Annotated in this window: 9 protein-coding genes and 1 pseudogene; 7 read left to right on the plus strand and 3 right to left on the minus strand. The window is 61.3% G+C overall.

The window, feature by feature from the left end:
- Window positions 1-118: 118 nt before the first annotated feature.
- The 4 genes and pseudogenes from lapG (at window position 119) to SGN16_RS00895 (ending at window position 4,665) form a co-directional block, all read left to right on the plus strand.
- Complete coding sequence (gene lapG / locus SGN16_RS00880; RefSeq protein ID WP_210642281.1) at window positions 119-811, plus strand: cysteine protease LapG; 693 nt, start codon at window positions 119-121, stop codon at window positions 809-811.
- A gap of 14 nt (window positions 812-825) precedes the next feature.
- Window positions 826-2,772: a cyclic di-GMP receptor LapD gene (gene lapD / locus SGN16_RS00885; protein WP_339101965.1), complete on the plus strand. Its 1,947-nt coding sequence runs from the start codon at window positions 826-828 to the stop codon at window positions 2,770-2,772.
- A gap of 213 nt (window positions 2,773-2,985) precedes the next feature.
- Window positions 2,986-3,098, plus strand: a pseudogene (locus SGN16_RS00890) (nucleoid-structuring protein H-NS); the annotation flags it as partial.
- A 1,195-nt stretch (window positions 3,099-4,293) separates the two neighbouring features.
- A complete protein-coding gene (locus tag SGN16_RS00895) occupies window positions 4,294-4,665 on the plus strand; it encodes a DUF6124 family protein (protein ID WP_339101967.1) in 372 nt (123 codons plus the stop codon).
- Window positions 4,666-4,854: 189 nt separating this feature from the next.
- Here SGN16_RS00895 and SGN16_RS00900 read toward each other — a convergent pair whose 3' ends face one another.
- The 3 genes from SGN16_RS00900 to SGN16_RS00910 all read right to left on the minus strand — a co-directional run bounded on the left by SGN16_RS00900 (window position 4,855) and on the right by SGN16_RS00910 (window position 18,502).
- Window positions 4,855-5,193, minus strand: coding sequence for a hypothetical protein (locus SGN16_RS00900; RefSeq protein WP_003196545.1), 339 nt, complete (start codon window positions 5,191-5,193; stop codon window positions 4,855-4,857).
- Window positions 5,194-5,334: 141 nt separating this feature from the next.
- A complete protein-coding gene (locus SGN16_RS00905) occupies window positions 5,335-18,123 on the minus strand; it encodes a retention module-containing protein (protein WP_339101970.1) in 12,789 nt (4,262 codons plus the stop codon).
- 217 nt (window positions 18,124-18,340) lie between these two features.
- Entirely contained in the window at window positions 18,341-18,502 is a 162-nt protein-coding gene (locus SGN16_RS00910; protein WP_210642285.1) for a hypothetical protein, read from the minus strand.
- Between SGN16_RS00910 and SGN16_RS00915 the strand changes: the two genes are divergently transcribed.
- Genes SGN16_RS00915 through SGN16_RS00925 form a run of 3 tightly spaced genes read left to right on the plus strand, consistent with a single transcriptional unit; the run spans window position 18,483 to window position 23,383 of the window.
- Entirely contained in the window at window positions 18,483-19,832 is a 1,350-nt protein-coding gene (locus tag SGN16_RS00915) for a TolC family outer membrane protein (RefSeq protein ID WP_210642286.1), read from the plus strand. The two genes, SGN16_RS00910 and SGN16_RS00915, sit on opposite strands and share 20 nt — an antisense overlap.
- A gap of 37 nt (window positions 19,833-19,869) precedes the next feature.
- Window positions 19,870-22,026 (plus strand): type I secretion system permease/ATPase, encoded by a 2,157-nt coding sequence (locus SGN16_RS00920; protein WP_210642287.1) that lies wholly within the window; start codon window positions 19,870-19,872, stop codon window positions 22,024-22,026.
- Entirely contained in the window at window positions 22,016-23,383 is a 1,368-nt protein-coding gene (locus tag SGN16_RS00925) for an HlyD family type I secretion periplasmic adaptor subunit (protein ID WP_210642288.1), read from the plus strand. Before SGN16_RS00920 ends, SGN16_RS00925 begins: the two co-directional genes overlap by 11 nt.
- The last annotated feature ends 194 nt before the right edge of the window (window positions 23,384-23,577 follow it).

Below are 23,577 nucleotides of genomic sequence, written 5' to 3' on the forward strand. Positions count from 1 at the left end.
CCCGGCTTCTGAACTAAAGTTTAGTCTGCCTGCGGTGATTGCACCCTGCCATTGTCTTTTAGTGGGCCAGGCTTCACCATCCAACGAAATTCCAACGGCCCCTTTCGGACGCACTCCCTTGGCTGCACCTTCCCCTGCTCTCAGGTCCTTGCGCTGGCTGTGTTCGGCATTGTTGCTGGCCGGCCTCATGCTGGGCGGCCTGCAGGCCGACTGGGACTTTGCGCAGATCAGCAGGCGGGCGCAAGCCTTATATGGGCCACTGGGCGAAGGGCAACAACGGATCGACGCCTGGCAGCAACTGTTGGCGACCCAGAAGCAAGTTCCAGAGCTCGAGCAGCTCAAGGTGGTGAACCTGTTCTTCAACAAGCAGGTGCGCTACGTGGAAGACATTGACCTGTGGCATGAGGTCGATTATTGGGAAACGCCAATCCAGGCCTTATGGAAGGGCGCTGGCGACTGTGAAGACTATGCCATCGCCAAGTACTTCAGCCTGCGCCATCTCGGGGTCTCCAGTGACAAACTGCGTATCACCTACGTCAAGGCCCTGCGGCAGAACCGTGCGCACATGGTGCTCACTTATTACGCCACGCCCGAGGCTATGCCGCTGGTGCTCGACAGCCTGATCGACGGCATCCAGCCGGCCAGCCAGCGAACTGACCTGCTGCCGGTCTACTCTTTCAATGCCGAAGGGCTGTGGCTGCCGGGCGCCAAGGGCAACAAGAAAGTGGGTGATACCAAGCGCCTGTCCCGGTGGCAGGATGTGTTGAAGAAAATGCAGGCCGAAGGTTTCCCGGTCGAGACGACTAACTAGGAGCGCGCGCTCAGATGTCCTTGTTCAAACAGCTGTTGATCGCTATCTGTCTGTTCCTGGTGGTTGCCTTCAGCGGCAGCTTCATGGTCAGCCTCGAAAGTTCGCGGGCCCAGTACGTCAACCAGTTGCGCTCCCACGCCCAGGACGCGGCTACGGCGCTGGCGTTGTCGCTGACGCCGAACATCGACGACCCGGCGATGGTGGAACTGATGGTCAGCTCGATTTTCGACAGCGGTTACTACGCCAGCATCCGCGTGGTCGATGTGGCGACCGACAAGACCCTCGTCGAGCGCACTGGTGTTCCGGATGCCGGCAGCGTGCCGCAATGGTTCGTCAAACTCATTGGCCTGGAGCCAGCGGGCGGCGATGCCATCGTCAGCCGCGGTTGGGAGCAGGCGGCGCGGGTCGAAGTGGTCAGCCACCCGATGTTCGCCCTCGCCAAGCTGTGGCAGAGCGCCTTGGGCAGCCTGGGTTGGTTGCTGCTGTGCGGCGCCGTGAGCGCGGTGCTGGGGGCCTTGTTGCTACGGCGCCAGCTCAAGCCGCTGGACTACATGGTGCATCAGTCCCACGCCATCGCCCGTCGTGAGTTCTTGAGCCTGCCGGAACTGCCGCGTACGCCTGAATTGCGTCGCGTGGTGCAGGCGATGAACCAGATGGTCGAGAAGCTCAAGGCTCTGTTCCAGGAACAGGCCGAGCGCAGTGAGAAGCTGCGGGTCGAGTCCTATCAGGACAACCTCACGGGCTTGGCTAACCGGCGTTATTTCGAAATGCAGCTCAATGCCCGGGTGAGCAACCCGGAGCAGGCCAGCTCCGGTTATCTGCTGTTGCTGCGGGTCAAGGACCTGGCCGGTTTGAACCAGCGGCTGGGCGGGCAGCGCACCGACCAGTTGCTCCAGGCGGTGGGCGAGCAATTGCTGCGCGAATGCGCGCGGTATCCGGAAACCCATAACCTGGTCACGCGTATTCGCGGTGGTGAGTTCGCGGTGCTGGCACCTGGGCTGGTGCGCGAGGAAGCGCTGCAACTGGCGCAGAACCTCGAAGCCGCATTGGCGAGCCTGCACGCCACCGGCGCGACTGACGTGGCGTCAGTGGCTTCCATCGGGCTGGCGCCGTTCGTCCATGGTGATTCGCCGCAAGCGGTGCTCCAGCTCGGCGACCAGGCCTTGGCCCAGGCCGAAAGCCAGGGCGAACCGGGTTGGGCCTGCCTGGAACACAGTGCGGTGGCCAGCGTAGGTGATGATCACCATGCCTGGCACACTTTGCTCGACCAGGCCTTGAATCATCAGCGTTTCGAGCTGTACTTCCAGCCGGTGGTGGCGGCCCGGGACACCCAAGTAGTACTGCATTACAAAGTGCTGTCGCGGTTGCTGGACGAGCAGGGCCAGACCATCCCTGCCGGGCGCTTCCTGCCGTGGCTGGAGCGTTTCGGCTGGACCGCGCGGCTGGATCGCTTGATGCTCGAACAGGTGCTCAAGCAAATGACCGGGCACGAACAATCCCTGGCGCTGAACCTGTCCTCGGCGACCCTGGCCGATCCTCAGGCACTGAACGGGATCTTTGAAATCCTGCGCGCCCATTCCAACCTCGGGCCGCGCCTGACGTTGGAGATCGGTGAAGAGCAATTGCCGGAGCAAGCCGTCCTGGAGCAATTGACCCGGCGCCTGCGCGAGCTTGGTTTTTCCCTGAGCCTGCAGCGTTTCGGTGGACGGTTCAGCATGATCGGCAACTTGTCGCGGTTGGGGTTGGCCTATCTGAAAATCGATGGCAGTTATATCCGTGCCATTGATCAGGAGAGTGACAAGCGCCTGTTCATTGAAGCGATCCAGCGTGCTGCTCACAGTATTGACCTGCCGTTGATTGCCGAGCGGGTTGAGACGGAAGGGGAGTTGGCGGTGATTCGGGAGATGGGGTTGTTTGGGGTGCAGGGGCAGTTGGTGGGTGAGCCTAAGCGTTGGGAGTGAGGCTGGCTGGTGAGGCGGCCTGTGCCCTTCTGACCGTGTACATATCCATTCCTGCGGTAACGGCCACTGGCGGTTCCGCCCTTACGGCGGGTCACTTTTGGCAAACGCCCCAAAAGTAACCAAAAGGTCTTGCCCCACCACTCGGCACCTCGCCTAGGCTCGGTGTGCCCGAACGCAGGCATTGCTCCGTGGGCCCGCCGCGAAGGGCCATCCATGGCCCAGCGCGGCTATCCCGGCATCCATGCCGGGATGCCCACTCCACAATGCCTGCGTTCGGCCAGCGTGGTTAACGGGGCGCCGAGATCAACGTCTACCGCGAGGCGGCCTTAGAGCCGACCTGGTTCTCCCGGTCGTACTCCGATCCCATTGTAGGAGCGAGCTTGCTCGCGATGGCGGTGGGTCAGTTTGCGGTGATGTTGGATGTGCTGGCGTCATCGCGAGCAAGCTCGCTCCCACAGGTTTTTGTATCGTGTGCGAATGTTGTGAACACCCGCAAACCTATGTGAGAGCGAGCCTGCTCGCGATGGCGGAGGGTCAGTTTGCGGTGGTGTTGGATGTGCTGGCGTCATCGCGAGCAAGCTCGCTCCCACAGGTTTTTGTATCGTGTGCGAATGTTGTGAACACCCGCAAACCTATGTGGGAGCGAGCCTGCTCGCGATGGCGGAGGGTCAGTTTGCGGTGATGTTGGATGTGCTGGCGTCATCGCGAGCAAGCTCGCTCCCACAGGTTTTTGTATCGTGTGCGAATGTTGTGAACACCCGCAAACCTATGTGGGAGCGAGCCTGCTCGCGATAGCGAAGGGTCAGTTTGCGGTGATGTTGGATGTGCTGGCGTCATCGCGAGCAAGTTCGCTCCCACAGGTTTTTGTATCGTGTGCGAATGTTGTGAACACCCGCAAACCTATGTGGGAGCGAGCTTGCTCGCGATAGCGAAGGGTCAGTTTGCGGTGGTGTTGGATGTGCTGGCGTCATCGCGAGCAGGCTCGCTCCCACAGGAGAAACGCGATCACTCAGAATCAGGTCGGCTCTAAGGCCGCCTCGTGGTGGACGTTGATCTCGGGCACACCGAGCCTAGGCGAGGTGCCGAGTGGTGGGGCAAAGCGTTTTTGGTTACTTTTGGCGCTTTTCCAAAAGTGACCCGCTGTAAGAGCGGAACCGCCAGTAGCCGTTACCGCAGAAACGGATATACACCCCCTCTGAAAGTAAGGTCCTAGGAGATTTCCTTCGAGTTGTGGCGAACTTGGTGAACTTGTCCGGCGTCTGCCCCGTGACTAGTCTGGGTTTGTCACTGAAAAAACGGTGACACGGACGTGCAAGTCCGAACAAACTGTTTAGGATGCGACGCTACATCGCTCAGGGGCTTTCTTCTGCCTACTGGCTTTATGGCGGCTGCACGTAGGAGATCCTTGGATCTGCTGGGTGTCCTAAACAGGCCCGGTCTTGCACACCTGCGTACGGCCGCCACCTTATTCGCGTGCAAGCGAACGGTGACGGTTTCCACTTAACTGTTTAGGAAGTCTCTATGTTCAAGGTCACTCCGAATCCGCCAGGAAACCCTGGCAATATCTCCGAAAAATCCTCGAAATCCAAAAAACTCGACGAAGCCGCCGAACGCGCCCTCGACTACTACCTCAATCCCAAACCAACCGATGAAGCCTCGGGAAAACCCCAAACCGCCCAGCTCTTCATGGTCTCCCCGGACATCGACACCGAAACCCTCCTGGCCAATGCCTCCGAAGACCTGCTGTCCATCAGCGCCATCGCCGCCGACCTGGCGGATGACGTCGACGGCTCGAGCCGCAGCGTGATCCTGGCAATCAGCCGAATGGCCGATGGGGTGCATCTGTTGGTGGAGCGGGCGATGGATCGGCTTGAAGTGCAAGCGTCGAGCTGACAGGCCTGCGGTGGATTGACGAACGCCATCGCGAGCAAGCTCGCTCCCACACTGGATCTGCGTCGAACCGACAGATCGAGATCAAAACCGATCAACTGTGGGAGCGAGCTTGCTCGCGATGACTTTCGCCCAGACAACTCGCCACAGGGATTTGTGCTCTGCCCGGAACGCGTCAATCCAGGCGGCAGGCTAGATCAACCCCTTCTCATCATCATCGATCAACCGGCTCAACCCACCCAATGCTTCCCGGGCCTGGGTGCGGTCCATCAGCTTGGCCTGGGCCGCCGGTGGCAGGTCGGTGACGCGGATGACGCCTTTGCTGGTCAGCACCTGGATCAAGTCGTCGAGTACCCGGATCATCTCCAGGTCGCTCTGCTTGAGCTGTTTGAGGCTGTTTTCTACCGCCTGGTTGGCGAACCAGTCCTGGATCTCGTGGTTGTCGGCCGGCAAGGTCTCGGTGGCTTCGGCGTAGGCGGTGGCTTCTACGCGCACCAGCAGGCCTTGTGCATCGCGTTGCACATAAAACATCGGGCATCCCTCATGTATGAAGCGGCGTCATGCTGGGCAGCATAGGCCAACTGTGGGGGAGTATGGAGGGTGAAGACGAAATCGTCATCCTGGGAGCAGCCGTGCACGACCGCCCTGTGAAGGGCGGCCGTGAGGGCCCGGTCAGCTGTTGTTGTGATCGACCTTGATGGTCGGGTCACTGCCGGCGATCAACGAGTTCAGGTTGACGTTCGACCAGTTGTTGCCTTCGAGTTTGATCGTCACGTCCGGTGTGGCCGCTGCGCCGTTGGCCGCGTTGAACTGGCCGGTGGTGCTGACCTGCAGCGAAGTCACGCCATCGACTGTGCTGATTTTCAGGAAGTGGTCGATGGTGCTGCCGGTTTCGCCCTGCAGCAGATCTCGCAGGTCGATCCGGTCGCCGTCGCTGGCCTTGAAGTCCTTGATCACGTCAGTGCCGGTATCGCCGGACTTCCAGACAAAGGTATCGCCTCCCAGGCCACCGATCAGGGTGTCATTGCCCGGGCCACCGGTCAGCGTGTCGTTGCCAGAGCCACCGAGCAGGATGTCATTGCCCTTGCCGCCATTGAGCGTGTCGTTGCCGCCCTGGCCGAAGAGGATGTCATTGCCGCCACCGCCCAACAGGGTGTCATTGCCATCGTGGGCGCCGGACACATCGAACGCGGTGTAGTGTTCGGTGATGTACTGGTGCACGTTGCTGGTGGTGACCTTGCTGACGTCCACGCCGCTTTGCTGGGCCACGAACGCCTGGATGGCCTGGTAACCCTCGCCGGCGATGCCGTTGAAGCTCACCAGGTCGCCGAACAGGATGTCGTTGCCCTCGCCGCCGTTGACCGTGTCGGAGCCCGGCAAGGTCGCTTCGGTGTGGCCGATGATCGAGTTGGCCAGGTTGTTCGGGTCGATGTTGGTCTGCGGTGTCGAGTCCGAATCGTAGGGTTTGAGGTCGTTCAAGGTCACGTCGTTGTTCAGGCCGATGGCCTCGACGGTGCTCAGGCCCTTGAGCAGCGTGAAGCTGTCGGTCGAGCCCGCTGCCGAATCGACATAGTTCCAATACTCGCCATAACCGGTACCGCCCTGGTTCGACAGTTCAAAGGTGCCATTGCCCTCGGCATGTACCGTGCCCACATAGCTATCGGTCCATTTCTTGCCGCTTTTGGTCGACAGGTACATCTCGCCGTTTTCGTAGATGGTGTACTTGTGCGTGCTGTCGATCGTCTGGGTGTAGTACTTGCCGACGCTGTAATTGGCCGCGCTCAAGACGTCGTCGAGCTTGACGGTGCCGTAAAGCGTCGGGTTGGTCTGTTCGCCGGTCTGGTAGTAAGTCGGCTTGCCGTCGGTAATGAAGTACGTCAGGTTCTTCGCCCCGGTATTGCTCAGGGCTTCGGTACTGTTGAAGAAGTTCGCCGTGGTCTTGAACACGTCTTCGTAGTTGGTACCGCCACCGGACACCATCGAGTCGAGCACCCCTTTGAGCAGGGTCAAGGCATTCGGATCGTTGAGGTTGACCGAGATCGACTTGTTCACCTGGCTGTCGAAGTCCGCCAGGAAGATGTTCACCGTCCCGGCATTGCTGCCCATGCTCTGCTTGAGGGTGTTGAACACCGAGGTCAGCGAGGTCTTGGCCGCGGCGATGGACGAGTCGCTCATGCTGCCGGAGCTGTCGACCATGAAGGCGATGTTGTAGTTGACCCCCGGTACCACGGTCAGCCCGCCGATGTCGGCGACCACGATATCGTTGCCGTCGGTGCCGGTGACGTTGTCACTGCCCGACGTGGCGGTGACCGCGTTATAGGTCGCTGGGTACACGGTGACTGGGATCTGCGCCGTGGTGGTCGCCGAACCGCCGAGGGCTTCGGTGGAGGTGGAGGTCACGGTCAGGTTGAGCTGGCCGTTGTAATAGGTCGGCGGGGTCAGGGTCAGGCTGCCCAGGTTCCAGCCACTGACCGACGCTTCACCATTGCTGCCCACGGTCGCAAAGTGGCCCGCGCCATCGCTCAGCACACTGCCTTCCGGCATGCCACCAATCTTCACGCTCAGGCTTTCGGAGCCGTCGGTGTCAGTCAGGGCGGTGGTGATTTTCGACAGGTGCACGCTGGTGCCTTCGGCGCCTTCGTTGAGTTTGAAGCCGTCGTAATAACCTTCGCCGTTGGTGCCGTGCAGATCGGAGACGGTCACGCCAGCGTTCGCCAGGTCGGTCACGCCGGTGTACAGCGGCACGCCCGCGCTGCTCAGGTCGACCGGCGTGCTGCCGTTGACCGACAGGTTCACGTCATAGCTGCCCGGGCCGGTCTGGTTGTGGTGGTAGATGTCCAGGGTGTAGTAGCCGCTGGAGGTCGGGGTGAACGAACCGTTCAACTTGCCGCCCGCGCCCCAGGTAATGGCCGCCACGTCTTTGCCGCCGATGGTCACCAGCAGGCTGTCGTCGCCGGTACCGCTGAAGGTGTAGGTCTTGCCGGCCTCGAGGAAGATCAGGCCCGAGGTTTTCGAGGCGGTGCCCGGGTTGACGTTGCTGTCAGACTGCACGTTGGTCACGGTGCTGGTGCTGTTCGGTGTGCCGGCGGCATCGATCACCGATTTAAGGGTGCCGGACGGCGCACCGCTGCCATCGGTGCCCAGGCCCGACAGGCCGGTCCAGACTTCCTTGATCAAACCGGTGGAAGTCACGGCGTTGCCGGCCACGTCGAGGGTCGGTGCGTCGGCGACTGGGGTGATGTCGATTTTCACTGTGCTGGTATTGCCCAGCGCCTGGCCGTCGGTTGGCTGGAATTTGACCTGTGCGTAGTCGGCCTGGTTGTTGCCCGTGCTGCTGCCAACATAACCATTGGCGCCGGACTCGTTGGCGTCCGGAGTGAAGCGCAGCTTGCCGGCGTCGATGTCAGCCTTGGTGAAGGTCTGGTTGTTGGCCACGTCCTTCCAGGTTGCACCGTCCAGGTACTGCAACTTGCCATCGGCCGGCAGCTCGGTGATTTTCACACCCAGGTTGGCGGCGGAACTGTCCACGTCGCTGACGCCGAAGGTCGACCAGCCGAGCACCAGCGAAGTGTCTTCGGTACCGGTCACGGCGCCGCCGGTGGCAACCGGCGCATCGTTGACCCCGACCACGTTCACCGTGGTGGTGGCGGTATTGGAGTAGCTGCTGCCATCGGTCACCGTCACGGTGATGATGCGCGGCACGGTGCTTGGATCGTCACTGTTGTTAATGAAGCTGATGTTCTTGATCTGCTGCATATAGTCGGCCAGCGTCGCGTTGCCCGACAGAGTCAGCGTGACTTTGCCATCGGTGCTGTTGGCGTTGATGCTGATGCCGTTGACGCTGTTACCCAGGTTCAGCGCATCGCCGGGCTGACGGTTGGTCAGCACGATGGTGGCACCGGTCAGCATGGTGCTGTCCGGGTCAGTGATGCTCAGATCGGTGTCGGCGATGGACACGCCCGGCCCGGTGGTGCCTTCGGTGAACGTTACCTGGTAATCGGCACCGGTCTTGCCACTTGAGTTGTTGGCGTCCAGGTCGAGAGCCGGAGGCGCATCGTTGTCGATGATCGAGGTGCTGACGCTGCCGTTGGTGCCGCTGACCGCCAGGTGCTCGAAGTTGCCACCAGTGGCCGAGTCGATCTTGACCACGAAGTTTTCCGTGCCTTCGGTGATCTTGTCGTCCAGCGTTGCCACATTGAAGGTCGCGCTGGTGGCGTTGGCCGGGATTTTCACGGTGTAGACACCAGTGAAGTCCGTGCCGTCGGCGGCGGTGCCGCTGTAGACGATCTTGAGTGTCACCTCGGTTTGCGCCGGGTTCGTCAGGCTGACGGTGTACGTGGCAGCCTGGCCTTCGGTGACCGACGTGCTGCCGGTGATACTGACGGTGGTGTTGTCGACGGTGTCGCCCACGGCCGTCGACGCGCCGGTCTTATCGACCGCGATGGCTTCGAGGTTGCCGCCGGAGGCCGATTTGATCGTCTCGGTGATGGACGGTGCACCGGTGTAGACATCGTTGCCGACGGCTACATCCAGAGCGCCCGAGCTTGCGCCGGCGGCGATGGTGATGGTCTTGCCGCTGTCGAGCGTGACGGTCACAGGACCGTTCTGCGCGGTGACCGGTTTGCCGTTGGCATCGGTCAGCGTGGCGGTGTAGGTGATGGTGCCGTTTTCGTTCACGGTCGGCGTGGCGGTCAGCGTCACGGTGGTGGTGTCGTTGACGTCGCTAACGATGGTTGTGGCAGGAGCGGTGTTCGGGGCGATGGCTTCCAGATTGCCGCCGGATGCATCTTTGATCGACTCGGTGACAGTGGTCGGACCTTGGTACACGTCATTACCAACCGCGACATCCAACACGCCCGAGCTTGCGCCGGCGGCGATGGTGATGGTCTTGCCGCTATCGAGCGTGACGGTCACCGGACCATTTTGCGCAGTGACCGGGTTGCCATTGGCATCGGTCAATGTGGCGGTGTAAGTGATCGTCCCGTTTTCGTTCACGGTTGGCGTGGCGGTCAGCGACACGGTGGTGGTGTCGTTGACATCGCTGACCACGGTGCTGACCGGAGCAGTGTTCGGGGCGATGGCTTCCAGGTTACCGCCAGAGGCCGAGGCAATCGACTCGGTCACGGTGGTCGGACCTTGGTAGACGTCGTTGCCAACAGCCACATCCAATACGCCCGAGCTTGCGCCCGCGGCGATGGTGATGGTTTTGCCGCTGTCCAAGGTCACGGTGACCGGACCGTTCTGCGCGGTGACCGGGTTGCCGTTGGCATCGGTCAGGGTCGCGGTGTAGGTGATGGTGCCGTTTTCGTTCACGGTTGGTGTCGCAGTCAAGGTCACCGTGGTGGTGTCGTTGACGTCGCTGACCACAGTGCTGACCGGAGCCGTGTTTGGCGCGATAGCTTCCAGGTTACCGCCGGAGGCCGAGGCAATCGACTCGGTCACGGTGGTCGGACCTTGGTAGACGTCGTTGCCAACAGCCACATCCAATACGCCCGAGCTTGCGCCGGCAGCGATGGTGATGGTTTTGCCGCTGTCCAAGGTGACCGTCACAGGACCGTTTTGCGCGGTGACCGGGTTGCCATTGGCGTCGGTCAGGGTGGCGGTGTAGGTGATGGTGCCGTTTTCGTTCACGGTCGGCGTAGCGCTCAACGTCACGGTAGTGGTGTCGTTGACATCGCTGACCACGGTGCTGACTGGCGCGGTGTTTGGAGCAATGGCTTCCAAGTTACCGCCCGATGCCGAGGCAATCGACTCGGTGACAGTGGTCGGACCTTGGTAAACGTCGTTGCCGACGGCCACGTCCAATACGCCCGAGCTTGCGCCCGCGGCGATGGTGATCGTTTTGCCGCTGTCCAAGGTGACCGTCACAGGACCGTTTTGTGCGGTGACCGGGTTGCCATTGGCGTCGGTCAAGGTCGCGGTGTAAGTGATGGTGCCGTTTTCATTCACGGTCGGCGTGGCGGTCAACGTCACGGTGGTGGTGTCGTTGACATCGCTAACGACGGTGCTGGCTGGAGTCGTGTTTGGTGCGATGGCCTCAAGGTTGCCGCCAGTCGCTTCTTTGATCGACTCAGTCACCGTCGTTGGGCCTTGGTAAACGTCATTACCAACCGCGACGTCCAATACGCCCGAGCTTGCACCGGCAGCGATGGTGATGGTTTTGCCGCTGTCCAAGGTCACGGTGACCGGACCGTTCTGCGCGGTGACCGGGTTGCCGTTGGCATCGGTCAAGGTCGCGGTGTAAGTGATCGTGCCGTTTTCGTTCACGGTCGGCGTGGCGGTCAACGTCACGGTAGTGGTGTCGTTGACATCGCTAACGACGGTGCTGGCTGGAGTCGTGTTCGGAGCAATGGCTTCGAGGTTGCCGCCAGTCGCTTCCTTGATCGACTCAGTCACCGTCGTTGGCCCTTGGTAAACGTCATTACCAACAGCGACGTCCAGTACGCCTGAGCTTGAACCGGTTGCAATGGTGATCGTTTTGCCGCTATCGAGCGTGACAGTGACCGGACCATTTTGCGCGGTGACCGGGTTGCCGTTGGCATCGGTCAGGGTCGCGGTGTAGGTGATGGTGCCGTTTTCGTTTACGGTCGGCGTAGCGCTCAACGTCACGGTAGTGGTGTCGTTGACATCGCTGACCACGGTGCTGACCGGAGCAGTATTCGGGGCGATGGCTTCCAGGTTGCCACCGGAGGCCGAGGCAATCGACTCCGTCACGGTGGTCGGACCTTGGTAGACGTCATTACCAACCGCGACATCCAACACACCGGAGCTTGCACCCGCCGCGATGGTGATGGTTTTGCCGCTGTCCAAGGTGACCGTCACAGGACCGTTTTGTGCGGTGACCGGGTTGCCGTTGGCATCGGTCAATGTGGCTGTGTAAGTGATCGTGCCGTTTTCGTTCACGGTTGGCGTAGCGCTCAACGTCACGGTAGTGGTGTCGTTGACATCGCTGACAACGGTGCTGACCGGAGCAGTATTCGGGGCGATGGCTTCCAGGTTGCCACCGGAGGCCGAGGCAATCGACTCCGTCACGGTGGTCGGACCTTGGTAGACGTCATTACCAACCGCGACATCCAACACACCGGAGCTTGCACCCGCCGCGATGGTGATGGTTTTGCCGCTGTCCAAGGTGACCGTCACAGGACCGTTTTGTGCGGTGACCGGGTTGCCATTGGCGTCGGTCAAGGTCGCGGTGTAAGTGATCGTACCGTTTTCGTTTACGGTCGGTGTCGCGGTCAACGTCACGGTAGTGGTGTCGTTGACGTCGCTGACCACGGTGTTGACCGGAGCCGTGTTTGGCGCGATGGCTTCCAGATTACCGCCGGTGGCAGTACTGATGCTTTCGGTGACGGTGGTTGGGCCTTGATAAACGTCATTACCAACAGCGACGTCCAATACGCCCGAGCTTGCGCCGGCAGCGATGGTGATGGTTTTGCCGCTGTCGAGTGTGACGGTTACTGGGCCATTCTGCGCAGTGACCGGGTTGCCATTGGCATTAGTCAGGGTCGCGGTGTAGGTGATGGTGCCGTTTTCGTTCACGGTTGGCGTGGCGGTCAACGTCACGGTAGTGGTGTCGTTGACATCGCTGACGACGGTGCTGGCTGGAGTCGTGTTCGGAGCAATGGCTTCGAGGTTGCCGCCAGTCGCTTCTTTGATCGACTCAGTAACTGTCGTTGGGCCTTGGTACACGTCGTTGCCGACGGCCACATCCAATACGCCCGAGCTTGCGCCCGCGGCGATGGTGATGGTTTTGCCGCTGTCCAAGGTCACGGTGACCGGGCCATTTTGCGCGGTGACCGGGTTGCCATTGGCGTCGGTCAAGGTCGCGGTGTAAGTGATGGTGCCGTTTTCGTTCACGGTTGGCGTGGCAGTCAGCGTCACCGTGGTGGTGTCGTTGACATCGCTAACGACGGTGCTGGCTGGAGTCGTGTTTGGTGCGATGGCTTCCAGATTACCGCCAGTGGCAGTACTGATGCTTTCGCTAATGGTCGTTGGGCCTTGGTAGACGTCGTTGCCGACAGCGACGTCCAATACGCCGGAACTTGCACCCGCCGCGATGGTGATGGTTTTGCCGCTGTCCAAGGTGACCGTCACAGGACCGTTTTGTGCGGTGACCGGGTTGCCATTGGCATCGGTCAAGGTCGCGGTGTAAGTGATCGTGCCGTTTTCGTTCACGGTTGGCGTGGCGGTCAGCGTCACGGTGGTGGTGTCGTTGACGTCGCTGACCACGGTGCTGACTGGCGCGGTATTCGGAGCAATGGCTTCGAGGTTGCCGCCAGTCGCTTCTTTGATCGACTCAGTAACTGTCGTTGGGCCTTGGTATACGTCATTACCAACCGCGACATCCAACACACCGGAGCTTGCACCCGCCGCGATGGTGATGGTTTTGCCGCTGTCCAAGGTGACCGTCACAGGACCGTTTTGTGCGGTGACCGGGTTGCCATTGGCGTCGGTCAAGGTCGCGGTGTAGGTGATGGTGCCGTTTTCATTCACGGTCGGTGTCGCGGTCAACGTCACGGTAGTGGTGTCGTTGACATCGCTAACGATGGTTGTGGCAGGAGCGGTGTTCGGGGCGATGGCTTCCAGGTTACCGCCGGAGGCCGAGGCAATCGACTCAGTCACCGTGGTTGGGCCTTGGTACACGTCGTTGCCAACAGCCACATCCAACACGCCCGAGCTTGCGCCTGCGGCGATGGTGATCGTTTTGCCGCTGTCGAGCGTGACGGTCACAGGACCGTTCTGCGCGGTGACCGGGTTGCCATTGGCATCGGTCAATGTGGCGGTGTAAGTGATCGTCCCGTTTTCGTTCACGGTTGGCGTGGCGGTCAGGGTCACGGTGGTGGTGTCGTTGACATCGCTGACCACGGTGCTGACCGGGGCAGTGTTCGGAGCAATGGCTTCCAAGTTACCGCCCGATGCCGAGGCAATCGACTCGGTGACAGTGGTTGGACCTTGGTACACGTCGTTGCCAACGGCAACATCCAGCACACCCGAGCTTGCGCCGGCGGCGATGGTGATGGTTTTGCCGCTGTCCAGGGTCACGGTCACCGGACCATTTTGCGCGGTGACTGGGTTGCCATTGGCGTCGGTCAAGGTCGCGGTGTAAGTGATGGTGCCGTTTTCGTTTACGGTCGGTGTCGCGGTCAACGTCACGGTAGTGGTGTCGTTGACATCGCTGACAACGGTGCTGACCGGAGCAGTGTTCGGGGCGATGGCTTCCAGGTTGCCACCGGAGGCCGAGGCAATCGACTCAGTCACCGTGGTTGGGCCTTGGTACACGTCGTTGCCGACGGCTACGTCCAATACGCCCGAGCTTGAACCAGCGGCGATGGTGATGGTTTTGCCGCTGTCCAAGGTGACCGTCACCGGGCCATTTTGCGCGGTGACCGGGTTGCCATTGGCGTCGGTCAAGGTCGCGGTGTAGGTGATGGTGCCGTTTTCATTCACGGTCGGTGTCGCGGTCAACGTCACGGTAGTGGTGTCGTTGACATCGCTAACGATGGTTGTGGCAGGAGCGGTGTTCGGGGCGATGGCTTCCAGGTTACCGCCGGAGGCCGAGGCAATCGACTCAGTCACCGTGGTTGGGCCTTGGTACACGTCGTTGCCAACAGCCACATCCAACACGCCCGAGCTTGCGCCTGCGGCGATGGTGATCGTTTTGCCGCTGTCGAGCGTGACGGTCACAGGGCCGTTCTGCGCGGTGACCGGGTTGCCATTGGCATCGGTCAGCGTGGCGGTGTAGGTGATCGTGCCGTTTTCGTTCACGGTCGGTGTTGCGGTCAGCGTCACCGTGGTGGTGTCGTTGACATCGCTGACCACAGTGCTGACTGGCGCGGTGTTTGGCGCGATGGCTTCGAGATTACCGCCGGAGGCCGAGGCAATCGACTCGGTGACAGTGGTCGGACCTTGGTACACGTCGTTGCCAACGGCAACATCCAGCACACCCGAGCTTGCGCCGGCGGCGATGGTGATCGTTTTGCCGCTGTCCAAGGTCACGGTCACCGGACCATTTTGCGCGGTGACTGGGTTGCCATTGGCATCGGTCAAGGTCGCGGTGTAAGTGATCGTGCCGTTTTCGTTCACGGTTGGCGTGGCGGTCAGCGTCACGGTGGTGGTGTCGTTGACGTCGCTGACCACGGTGCTGACTGGCGCGGTATTCGGAGCAATGGCTTCGAGGTTGCCGCCAGTCGCTTCTTTGATCGACTCAGTAACTGTCGTTGGGCCTTGGTATACGTCATTACCAACCGCGACATCCAACACGCCCGAGCTTGAACCGGTTGCAATGGTGATCGTTTTGCCGCTATCGAGCGTGACAGTGACCGGACCATTTTGCGCGGTGACCGGGTTGCCATTGGCGTCGGTCAAGGTCGCGGTGTAAGTGATCGTACCGTTTTCGTTCACGGTTGGTGTTGCGGTCAGCGTCACCGTGGTGGTGTCGTTGACATCGCTGACCACGGTGCTGACCGGGGCAGTGTTCGGAGCAATGGCTTCCAGATTGCCACCGGATGCCGAGGCAATCGACTCCGTCACGGTGGTCGGACCTTGGTAGACGTCGTTGCCGACGGCCACATCCAACACGCCCGAGCTAGCGCCAGCGGCGATGGTGATCGTTTTGCCGCTGTCGAGTGTGACGGTGACCGGACCGTTCTGCGCCGTGACCGGGTTGCCGTTGGCATCGGTCAGGGTCGCGGTGTAGGTGATGGTGCCGTTTTCGTTTACGGTCGGCGTGGCGGTCAAGGTCACCGTGGTGGTGTCGTTGACGTCGCTGACCACAGTGCTGACCGGAGTCGTGTTCGGCGCGATAGCTTCCAGATTACCGCCGGTGGCAGTACTGATGCTTTCGGTGACGGTGGTTGGGCCTTGGTAGACGTCGTTGCCGACGGCCACGTCCAATACGCCCGAGCTTGCGCCCGCGGCGATGGTGATGGTTTTGCCGCTGTCCAAGGTCACGGTGACCGGACCGTTCTGCGCCGTGACCGGGTTGCCGTTGGCATCGGTCAGGGTCGCGGTGTAGGTGATGGTGCCGTTTTCGTTCACGGTGGGCGTAGCGGTCAAGGTCACCGTGGTGGTGTCGTTGACGTCGCTGACCACGGTGCTGACTGGCGCGGTATTCGGAGCAATGGCTTCCAAGTTACCGCCCGATGCCGAGGCAATCGACTCGGTGACAGTGGTCGGACCTTGGTATACGTCATTACCAACCGCGACATCCAACACACCGGAGCTTGCACCCGCCGCGATGGTGATGGTTTTGCCGCTGTCCAAGGTGACCGTCACAGGACCGTTTTGTGCGGTGACCGGGTTGCCATTGGCGTCGGTCAAGGTCGCGGTGTAAGTGATCGTACCGTTTTCGTTCACGGTTGGTGTTGCGGTCAGCGTCACCGTGGTGGTGTCGTTGACATCGCTGACCACGGTGCTGACTGGCGCGGTATTCGGAGCAATGGCTTCCAAGTTACCGCCCGATGCCGAGGCAATCGACTCGGTGACAGTGGTCGGACCTTGGTAAACGTCGTTGCCGACGGCCACGTCCAATACGCCCGAGCTTGCGCCCGCGGCGATGGTGATGGTTTTGCCGCTGTCCAAGGTCACGGTCACAGGGCCGTTCTGCGCGGTGACCGGGTTGCCATTGGCGTCGGTCAGGGTCGCGGTGTAGGTGATCGTGCCGTTTTCGTTCACGGTTGGCGTAGCGGTCAACGTCACGGTAGTGGTGTCGTTGACGTCGCTGACCACAGTGCTGACCGGAGCCGTGTTTGGTGCGATAGCTTCCAGATTACCGCCAGTGGCAGTACTGATGCTTTCGCTGACGGTGGTTGGGCCTTGGTAGACGTCGTTGCCGACGGCCACGTCCAGTACGCCCGAGCTTGCGCCCGCGGCGATGGTGATGGTTTTGCCGCTGTCCAAGGTCACGGTCACCGGACCGTTCTGCGCGGTGACTGGGTTGCCGTTGGCATCGGTCAGCGTGGCGGTGTAGGTGATGGTGCCGTTTTCGTTCACGGTTGGTGTCGCGGTCAGCGTCACGGTAGTGGTGTCGTTGACGTCGCTGACCACAGTGCTGACCGGAGCCGTGTTTGGTGCGATAGCTTCCAGATTACCGCCAGTGGCAGTACTGATGCTTTCGCTGACGGTGGTTGGGCCTTGGTAGACGTCGTTGCCGACGGCCACGTCCAGTACGCCCGAGCTTGCGCCCGCGGCGATGGTGATGGTTTTGCCGCTGTCCAAGGTCACGGTCACCGGACCGTTCTGCGCGGTGACCGGGTTGCCGTTGGCATCGGTCAGCGTGGCGGTGTAGGTGATGGTGCCGTTTTCGTTCACGGTTGGTGTCGCGGTCAGCGTCACAGTAGTGGTGTCTATCGAATCGGTAATCGTAGTCACCGCAGGCGCGGTGCTCGGCACCAAATTCTCAAAGTTGCCGCCAGTCGCACCGGTAATGGTGGTGCTGACGGTGCTGCCGTTGTTGTAGACGTCATTGGCTGGCGTCTCGACATTGACGGTGCCGGTAGTCTGGCCGGCGGCGATGGTAATGACCGAGCCGTTGCTCAAGGTCACGGTCACCGGCGTCTGGGCCGGGTTAGTCAGCGTGGCGGTGTAGGTGATCTGGCCGCCTTCGGTCACGGTGTTGCCCGCCGTCAGGGCGACGGTGGTGGTGTCGATGGTGTCGGTGATCTGGGTCACGGCCGGCGTGGTGGGCAAGGTCACGGCAATGCCGGTACCGCCGGTGGTGCCCGTGACGGTCACACTGATCTGGCTTGGGTCGTTGTAGACCGTGTCGTTCGGCGCGAGTGGGACGTTGACGCTACCGGTGAGTTGACCCGCCGGGATCACGATGACCGCGCCGTTGGACAAGGTCACGGTCAGGTTGGTCTGCGGGGCCTGGGTCACGGTCGCAGTGTAGACCAGCACACCGCCGGCCTCGGTCAGGGTTGGCGTGGCGCTCAGGGTCATCGTTGCATTGAGCACGGCGTTGGCGGTCGTATCCGTGGTATCGCCACCGAGGATGTTGTTATCGGTGGCGGCAGCCGCAGCGAGACCTTCCGTTGGGAAACCGACGGTTGGGTCGACGCTGCCCGCAGTGGCATCCAGCACCACAAAGCTGTGGCCGCCACCGGCGGCACCACCAGTCCCCGCAGCGGTAGCGCCGGCGGCGGTGGCTTCCAGGTCGGTCGTCGGGTCGACGCCAGCGGCGATGGCTTGCTGCAGCTCTTCTACCGACGGTGCGGCCTGGGCAGTGGCTTGTGCCAGGTCAGTGGAAGAGTCCGGAGCATTGGCGCTCCACTGAGTGTCGCGGCCCAGGTCCAGGGAGCGACCGTCGGCCAGCTCCAGTGTGACGGCACCGGCAGGGCCGGTGTCCAGCTGCTCGCCCGTGTACAGGCGATCCCCTTCAATGAGTACGCGCCGAATGCCCTCGGGGGATACGGCGAAAACCTGACCAACAATGCTTTTGACAACGGCAACAACACTGCTCATTGAAGATTCTCCGGGTGCCACGCTCAGTAGACTTCCATGGACCCGGCAGCCTGCAGGCGGCAGCGGTCTGGACGTTCTTGCTCACTAAATAAGGTTGTTTTGACGCTTTTGTGTGTCAATAATTTGGCTGTAGATTTCCACATATTTTGTTTGTGCCAAACTATTGACCTTCTGCTGGCCATCCTAAACAATTGCTTTCGTAATGTCACATTGATATTTAAGCGGCGACCTGTTCTTTCGGTGCGTGTTCCAGCTCCTGTTTTGAACTTTCCGACATACGGTCATTCCGGTTGCCATCATCCGATGCAGCGCCACGTTTCGCTGTGATCCAAGACAAGTGTTTCAGGAAGAAATCCACCATGCGTTCGCCCTTGTTCATGGCTTTACCCTTTGCCCTCGCCGCCAGTTTCGTACAAGCACAAACCTTGCCGCAGGCCATGCAACAGGCGCTGGATGTCCATCCTGAAATTCAGGCCGGCGTGAACAGTCGCCTCGCGGCGGACTACCAGCTCAAGGCGGCCAAGGGCGGCTATCTGCCTAGGGTGGACCTTGCCGCCGGGTACGGTCGTGAAGGCACTGACAGCGTCACCACCCGCTCGGGCGGTAACAATCATTGGGAAACCCTGAACCGCAGCGAGTCGAGCCTGCGCCTGTCGCAGATGGTTTTTGACGGTTTTGCGACGTCAAGCGAAGTCGGGCGTCAACAAGCCACCGTCAACGCCCGTGCCTATTCGTTGCTGGACGCTTCCGAGCGCACCGGGTTGACGGTGGCCCAGGTCTACCTGGACGTGCTGACCCGTCGCGAGTTCGTGCGCCTGGCCGAGGAAAACCTCAAGAGTCATGAGCGCATCTTCGACCAGATCAAGCTGCGCACTTCCCGTGGCGTGGGCAGCGGTGCCGACCTGGACCAGGCCGAGGCGCGCATGGCCCAGGCCCGCAACAACCTGATCACCGAACAAACCAACCTGGCCGACGCCCAGACCAACTACCTCAGCGCCGTCGGCCAACTGCCGGACCAGTTGGAGCGCCCCGCCGACTTTATGGCGCTGTTGCCGGCCAACCTGACCGAAGCCCGTGCCCAGATGCTGGAAAACAGCCCGGTGCTGCGTTCGGCCGAAGCTGACATCGCCGCTGCCGAGCAACAGTACGAAGCCGCCAAGTCGAGCTTCTACCCACGTTTCGACGCCGAGCTGGGCCGTACCGCCGACAACGACCTGGATGGCCAGAACGGCCACAATAATGAATGGCAGGCCATGCTGCGCATGCGTTTCAACCTGTATGCCGGCGGCAGCAACAAGGCGGACCTGGAATCCAAGTCGTACCTGTCCAACCAGGCCCTGGATATTCGCAACAATGCGCTGCGTCAGCTCAATGAAGAGCTGGGCCTGGCCTGGAACGCCTTGAACAACGCCAACGCCCAGGTGCCGATCGCCCAGCAATATGTCGATCACAGCACCAGCGTGCGCACCGCCTACCAGAGGCAATTCAGCCTCGGCGAGCGAACCTTGCTCGACTTGCTCGACAGCGAAAACGAACTGTTCAGCGCATCCCGGCGCCTGGCGGAAATCAAGAATGTGCAGCTGTTCACGCAGTACCGGATCAAGGCAACCATGGGTCAGTTGTTGAAAAGCCAGGGTGTGGTCGCACCGTTGGCATCGGTTGTGCAGAACGACGTGAAACCCAAGGTTCAGTTGCCTGGGATGAATTGAGTCTACAACCCCGTTTTAATCAGTCAGAGTGCAGAGCGTGGAATCAGAAGTCAGTCCAGTCGAACTCGTTCATGACCCGCGCACGCTGCACGACGACCCGTTGCTGGACGGTCTGCTGGCGCTCTGCATGCTGCATCAGAAGCCGGCCAGCGCGGCGATGCTCACCACCGGCCTGCCGCTACCCAAGCAACGGCTGAGCGTCGAATTATTGTCGCGTGCGGCGGCCCGTGCCGGTTTGCAAGGCCGGGTGCTGCAACGCAAGCTCGAGCAAATTCCGACCATCGCCATGCCGGCGCTGTTGCTGCTCAAGGACGGTCGCAGCGCCGTGCTGCTGGGCTGGAGCGGCGACGATCAGGCGCGGCTGCTGCTCAGTGAAAGCGATGGTGGGGAGGTTACCGTCAGTCGCGAGCTGCTGGCCGATGACTACATTGGCAAGGTCTTCTTTGCCCAGCCGCAGCATAAATTTGACGTGAACCACGGCACGCTGATTCCTCGGGCGCGCTCGTGGTTTCGCGACACCCTCAAGCGATCCCGCTGGCTGTACGCCGACGCCATCGCCGCCAGCCTGCTGATCAACATCATCGCCATGGCCGCGCCGCTGTTCGTGATGAACGTCTACGACCGCGTGGTGCCGAACCAGGCCGAATCGACCCTGTGGGTGCTGGCCGTCGGTATCACCGGCGCCTATGTGTTCGACCTGATCCTCAAGATGCTGCGCAGCCTGTGCCTGGACCTGGCCGGCAAGAAAACCGACCTGATCATTTCGGCGACGCTGTTCGAGCGCATCGTCGGCATGTCCATGAAATACCGTCCGGCGCGGGTCGGCAGCTTTGCCCAGAACATCCATGAGTTCCAGAGCCTGCGGGACTTCCTGGCCTCGCTGACCCTCACCAGCCTGATCGATCTGCCGTTCACCTTGCTGATCTTCATGGTCATCGCGATTATCGGCGGGCATCTGGTGTGGATTCCGGTGCTGGCGTTCCCGATTGCCCTATTGATTGGCTATGCCTTGCAGAAGCCCCTGGTGGCAACCATGGAGCGCACCATGGCCTTGGGCGCCGAGCGTCAATCCAGCCTGATCGAAACCTTGGCTGGCCTGGACGCAGTGAAGGTCAACAACGCCGAGAGCGAGCGCCAGTACCAGTGGGAACAGACCATCGGCACCCTCAGCCGCCTCGAACTGCGGGTGAAGATGCTGTCCGGCCTGGCGATGAACATCACCTTGCTGATCCAGCAACTGGCCGGCGTGGTCATGATCGTCTTTGGCGTGTACCTGATCATCGCTGGCAACCTGAGCATGGGGGGGCTGGTTGCCTGCTACATGCTCAGCGGCCGCGCCCTCAGCCCATTGGCTTCGCTGTCGGGCCTGCTGACCCGCTACCAGCAGGCGCGGGTGACCATGACCTCGGTCGACCAGATGATGGAGCTGCCTCAGGAGCGCAATTTCGACGAGCGTCCGCTGAGCCGTAAGGTCTTGCAAGGCGCCGTCGAATGCCGTCAGTTGAATTTCACCTACCCGAACCAGCAGAACGCCGCGCTGAAGAACATCAACCTGGTGATCAAGCCGGGCGAGAAAATCGGCATCATCGGCCGCAGCGGTTCGGGCAAGAGCTCCCTGGCCAAGTTGCTGGTGGGCTTGTACCAGCCGGACGACGGCGCGTTGCTGGTGGACGGCGTGGACATCCGCCAGATCGACGTCAGCGAGCTGCGCTACAACATTGGCTACGTACCCCAGGACATCCAACTGCTGGCCGGTACCCTGCGGGACAACCTGACCTCCGGCGCCCGTTACGTCGAAGACGAGCTGGTGCTCCAGGCCGCGGAACTGGCGGGCGTGCATGAGTTCGCGCGCCTGCATCCGCAAGGCTATGAACTGCAGGTCGGCGAGCGCGGACAGAACCTGTCCGGCGGCCAGCGCCAGAACGTCGCCCTGGCCCGCGCATTGCTGCTCAACCCACCCATCCTGTTGCTGGACGAGCCCACCAGCGCCATGGACAACACCGGTGAAGAACGCTTGAAACAGCGCCTGGCCGCCGTGGTGGAGAACAAGACGGTACTGCTGGTGACGCACCGAGCGTCCTTACTGTCGCTGGTGGATCGCCTGCTGGTGATCGACCGTGGACAGATTCTCGCCGACGGCCCGAAAGCCGCTGTCATGGAAGCGTTGAAGAAGGGGCAGATCAGTGTTGCTTAAATCCGGTTTGAAGGGGGCCGTGGGCCGCTATTTCAAAGGCTCCGATTCGCTGCACGGGCAACCGCTGCCCGAAGTCAACAAGGCCTTGATCGAAGACGCCCCACGGGTGGTGCGCCTGACCATCTGGGGAATCATCGGCTTCTTTGTATTCCTCGGGCTGTGGGCTAACTTCGCTGTGATCGACGAAGTGACCAAGGGCGACGGCAAGGCGATTCCATCGTCCAAGATCCAGAAAATCCAGAACCTGGAAGGCGGGATCGTCGCCGAGCTGTTCGTCAAGGAAGGGCAGATTGTCGAGGCCGGCGCGCCGTTGATTCGTTTGGATGACACACGGTTTGTCTCCAACGTCGGCGAAACCGAGGCTGACCGCCTGTCCATGCTGTTGCGGGTCGAACGCCTGAGCGCCGAGGTCGATGATCGACCGCTGAATTTCCCGGCCGATGTGCTCAAGGCGGTGCCGGGCCAGGCGGCCAGCGAAGAGTCGCTGTACATCAGCCGCCGTCAGCAGCTGCACGATGAAATCGGCGGCTTGCAGGAACAGTTGATCCAACGTCAGCAAGAGCTGCGCGAGTTCGTGTCCAAGCAGGCGCAGTACCGTTCCGGCCTGGCGCTGCAACGCCAGGAAATCAACATGTCCGAGCCGCTGGTGGCCCAGGGCGCGGTATCGCCAGTGGAAGTGCTGCGGCTCAAGCGCGCCGAAGTCGAAACCCGCGGGCAACTGGACGCCACGACGCTGGCAATCCCCCGCGCCGAATCGGCGATCAAGGAAGTGCAGCGCAAGATCGACGAGACCCGCGGTAAATTCCGCAGCGAAGCTCTGACCCAGCTCAACGAGGCCCGCACCGACCTGAACAAGGCCCAGGCCACTGGCAAAGCCCTGGAAGATCGGGTGAGCCGGACCCTGGTGACATCGCCGGTACGCGGCATCGTCAACAAGTTACTGGTGAACACCATCGGCGGGGTGATCCAGCCCGGTAGCGACCTGGTGGAAATCGTGCCGCTGGACGACACCATTCTGGTGGAAGCGAAAATCCGTCCCCAGGACATTGCCTTCCTGCACCCCGGCCAGAGCGCCACGGTGAAATTCACGGCGTACGACTACACCATCTACGGCGGGCTGAAAGCCAAGCTGGAACAGATCGGTGCCGATACCATCACCGATGAAGACAAGAAAACCACCTACTACATCATCAAGCTGCGCACCGAACGCAGCCACCTGGGCACCGATGAAAAGCCGCTGCTGATCATCCCCGGCATGGTCGCGTCGGTGGACATCATCACCGGCAAGAAAACCGTGCTCAGCTACCTGCTCAAGCCCATCATCAAGGCCCGGGCCGAGGCGTTGCACGAGCGCTAGCGCTCGTTCCCACGCTCCGCGTGGGAATGCCTCCTGTGGCGCTCCGCGTCACGCTTTTGGAACGCAGAGCGTCCCTGGCTGCATTCCCACGCGGAGCGTGGGAACGATCAAAGTCCGGCGCACCGTCATCGCGAGCAAACTCGCTCCCACAGGTTCTGCCATATGGATATGCATTTTTAATATTTAAATTAACT

Source organism: Pseudomonas sp. G166, from assembly GCF_037027455.2.
In the GTDB taxonomy this organism is placed as follows: domain Bacteria; phylum Pseudomonadota; class Gammaproteobacteria; order Pseudomonadales; family Pseudomonadaceae; genus Aquipseudomonas.

What these genes read in the sequence shown, in the direction of transcription:
- SGN16_RS00910 (WP_210642285.1), bottom strand. Translation starts at nt 18,502, where the DNA reads ATGAACAAGGGCGAACGCATGGTGGATTTCTTCCTGAAACACTTGTCT.
- lapD (WP_339101965.1), top strand. Translation starts at nt 826, where the DNA reads ATGTCCTTGTTCAAACAGCTGTTGATCGCTATCTGTCTGTTCCTGGTG.
- SGN16_RS00900 (WP_003196545.1), bottom strand. Translation starts at nt 5,193, where the DNA reads ATGTTTTATGTGCAACGCGATGCACAAGGCCTGCTGGTGCGCGTAGAA.
- SGN16_RS00905 (WP_339101970.1), bottom strand. Translation starts at nt 18,123, where the DNA reads ATGAGCAGTGTTGTTGCCGTTGTCAAAAGCATTGTTGGTCAGGTTTTC.
- SGN16_RS00915 (WP_210642286.1), top strand. Translation starts at nt 18,483, where the DNA reads ATGCGTTCGCCCTTGTTCATGGCTTTACCCTTTGCCCTCGCCGCCAGT.
- SGN16_RS00895 (WP_339101967.1), top strand. Translation starts at nt 4,294, where the DNA reads ATGTTCAAGGTCACTCCGAATCCGCCAGGAAACCCTGGCAATATCTCC.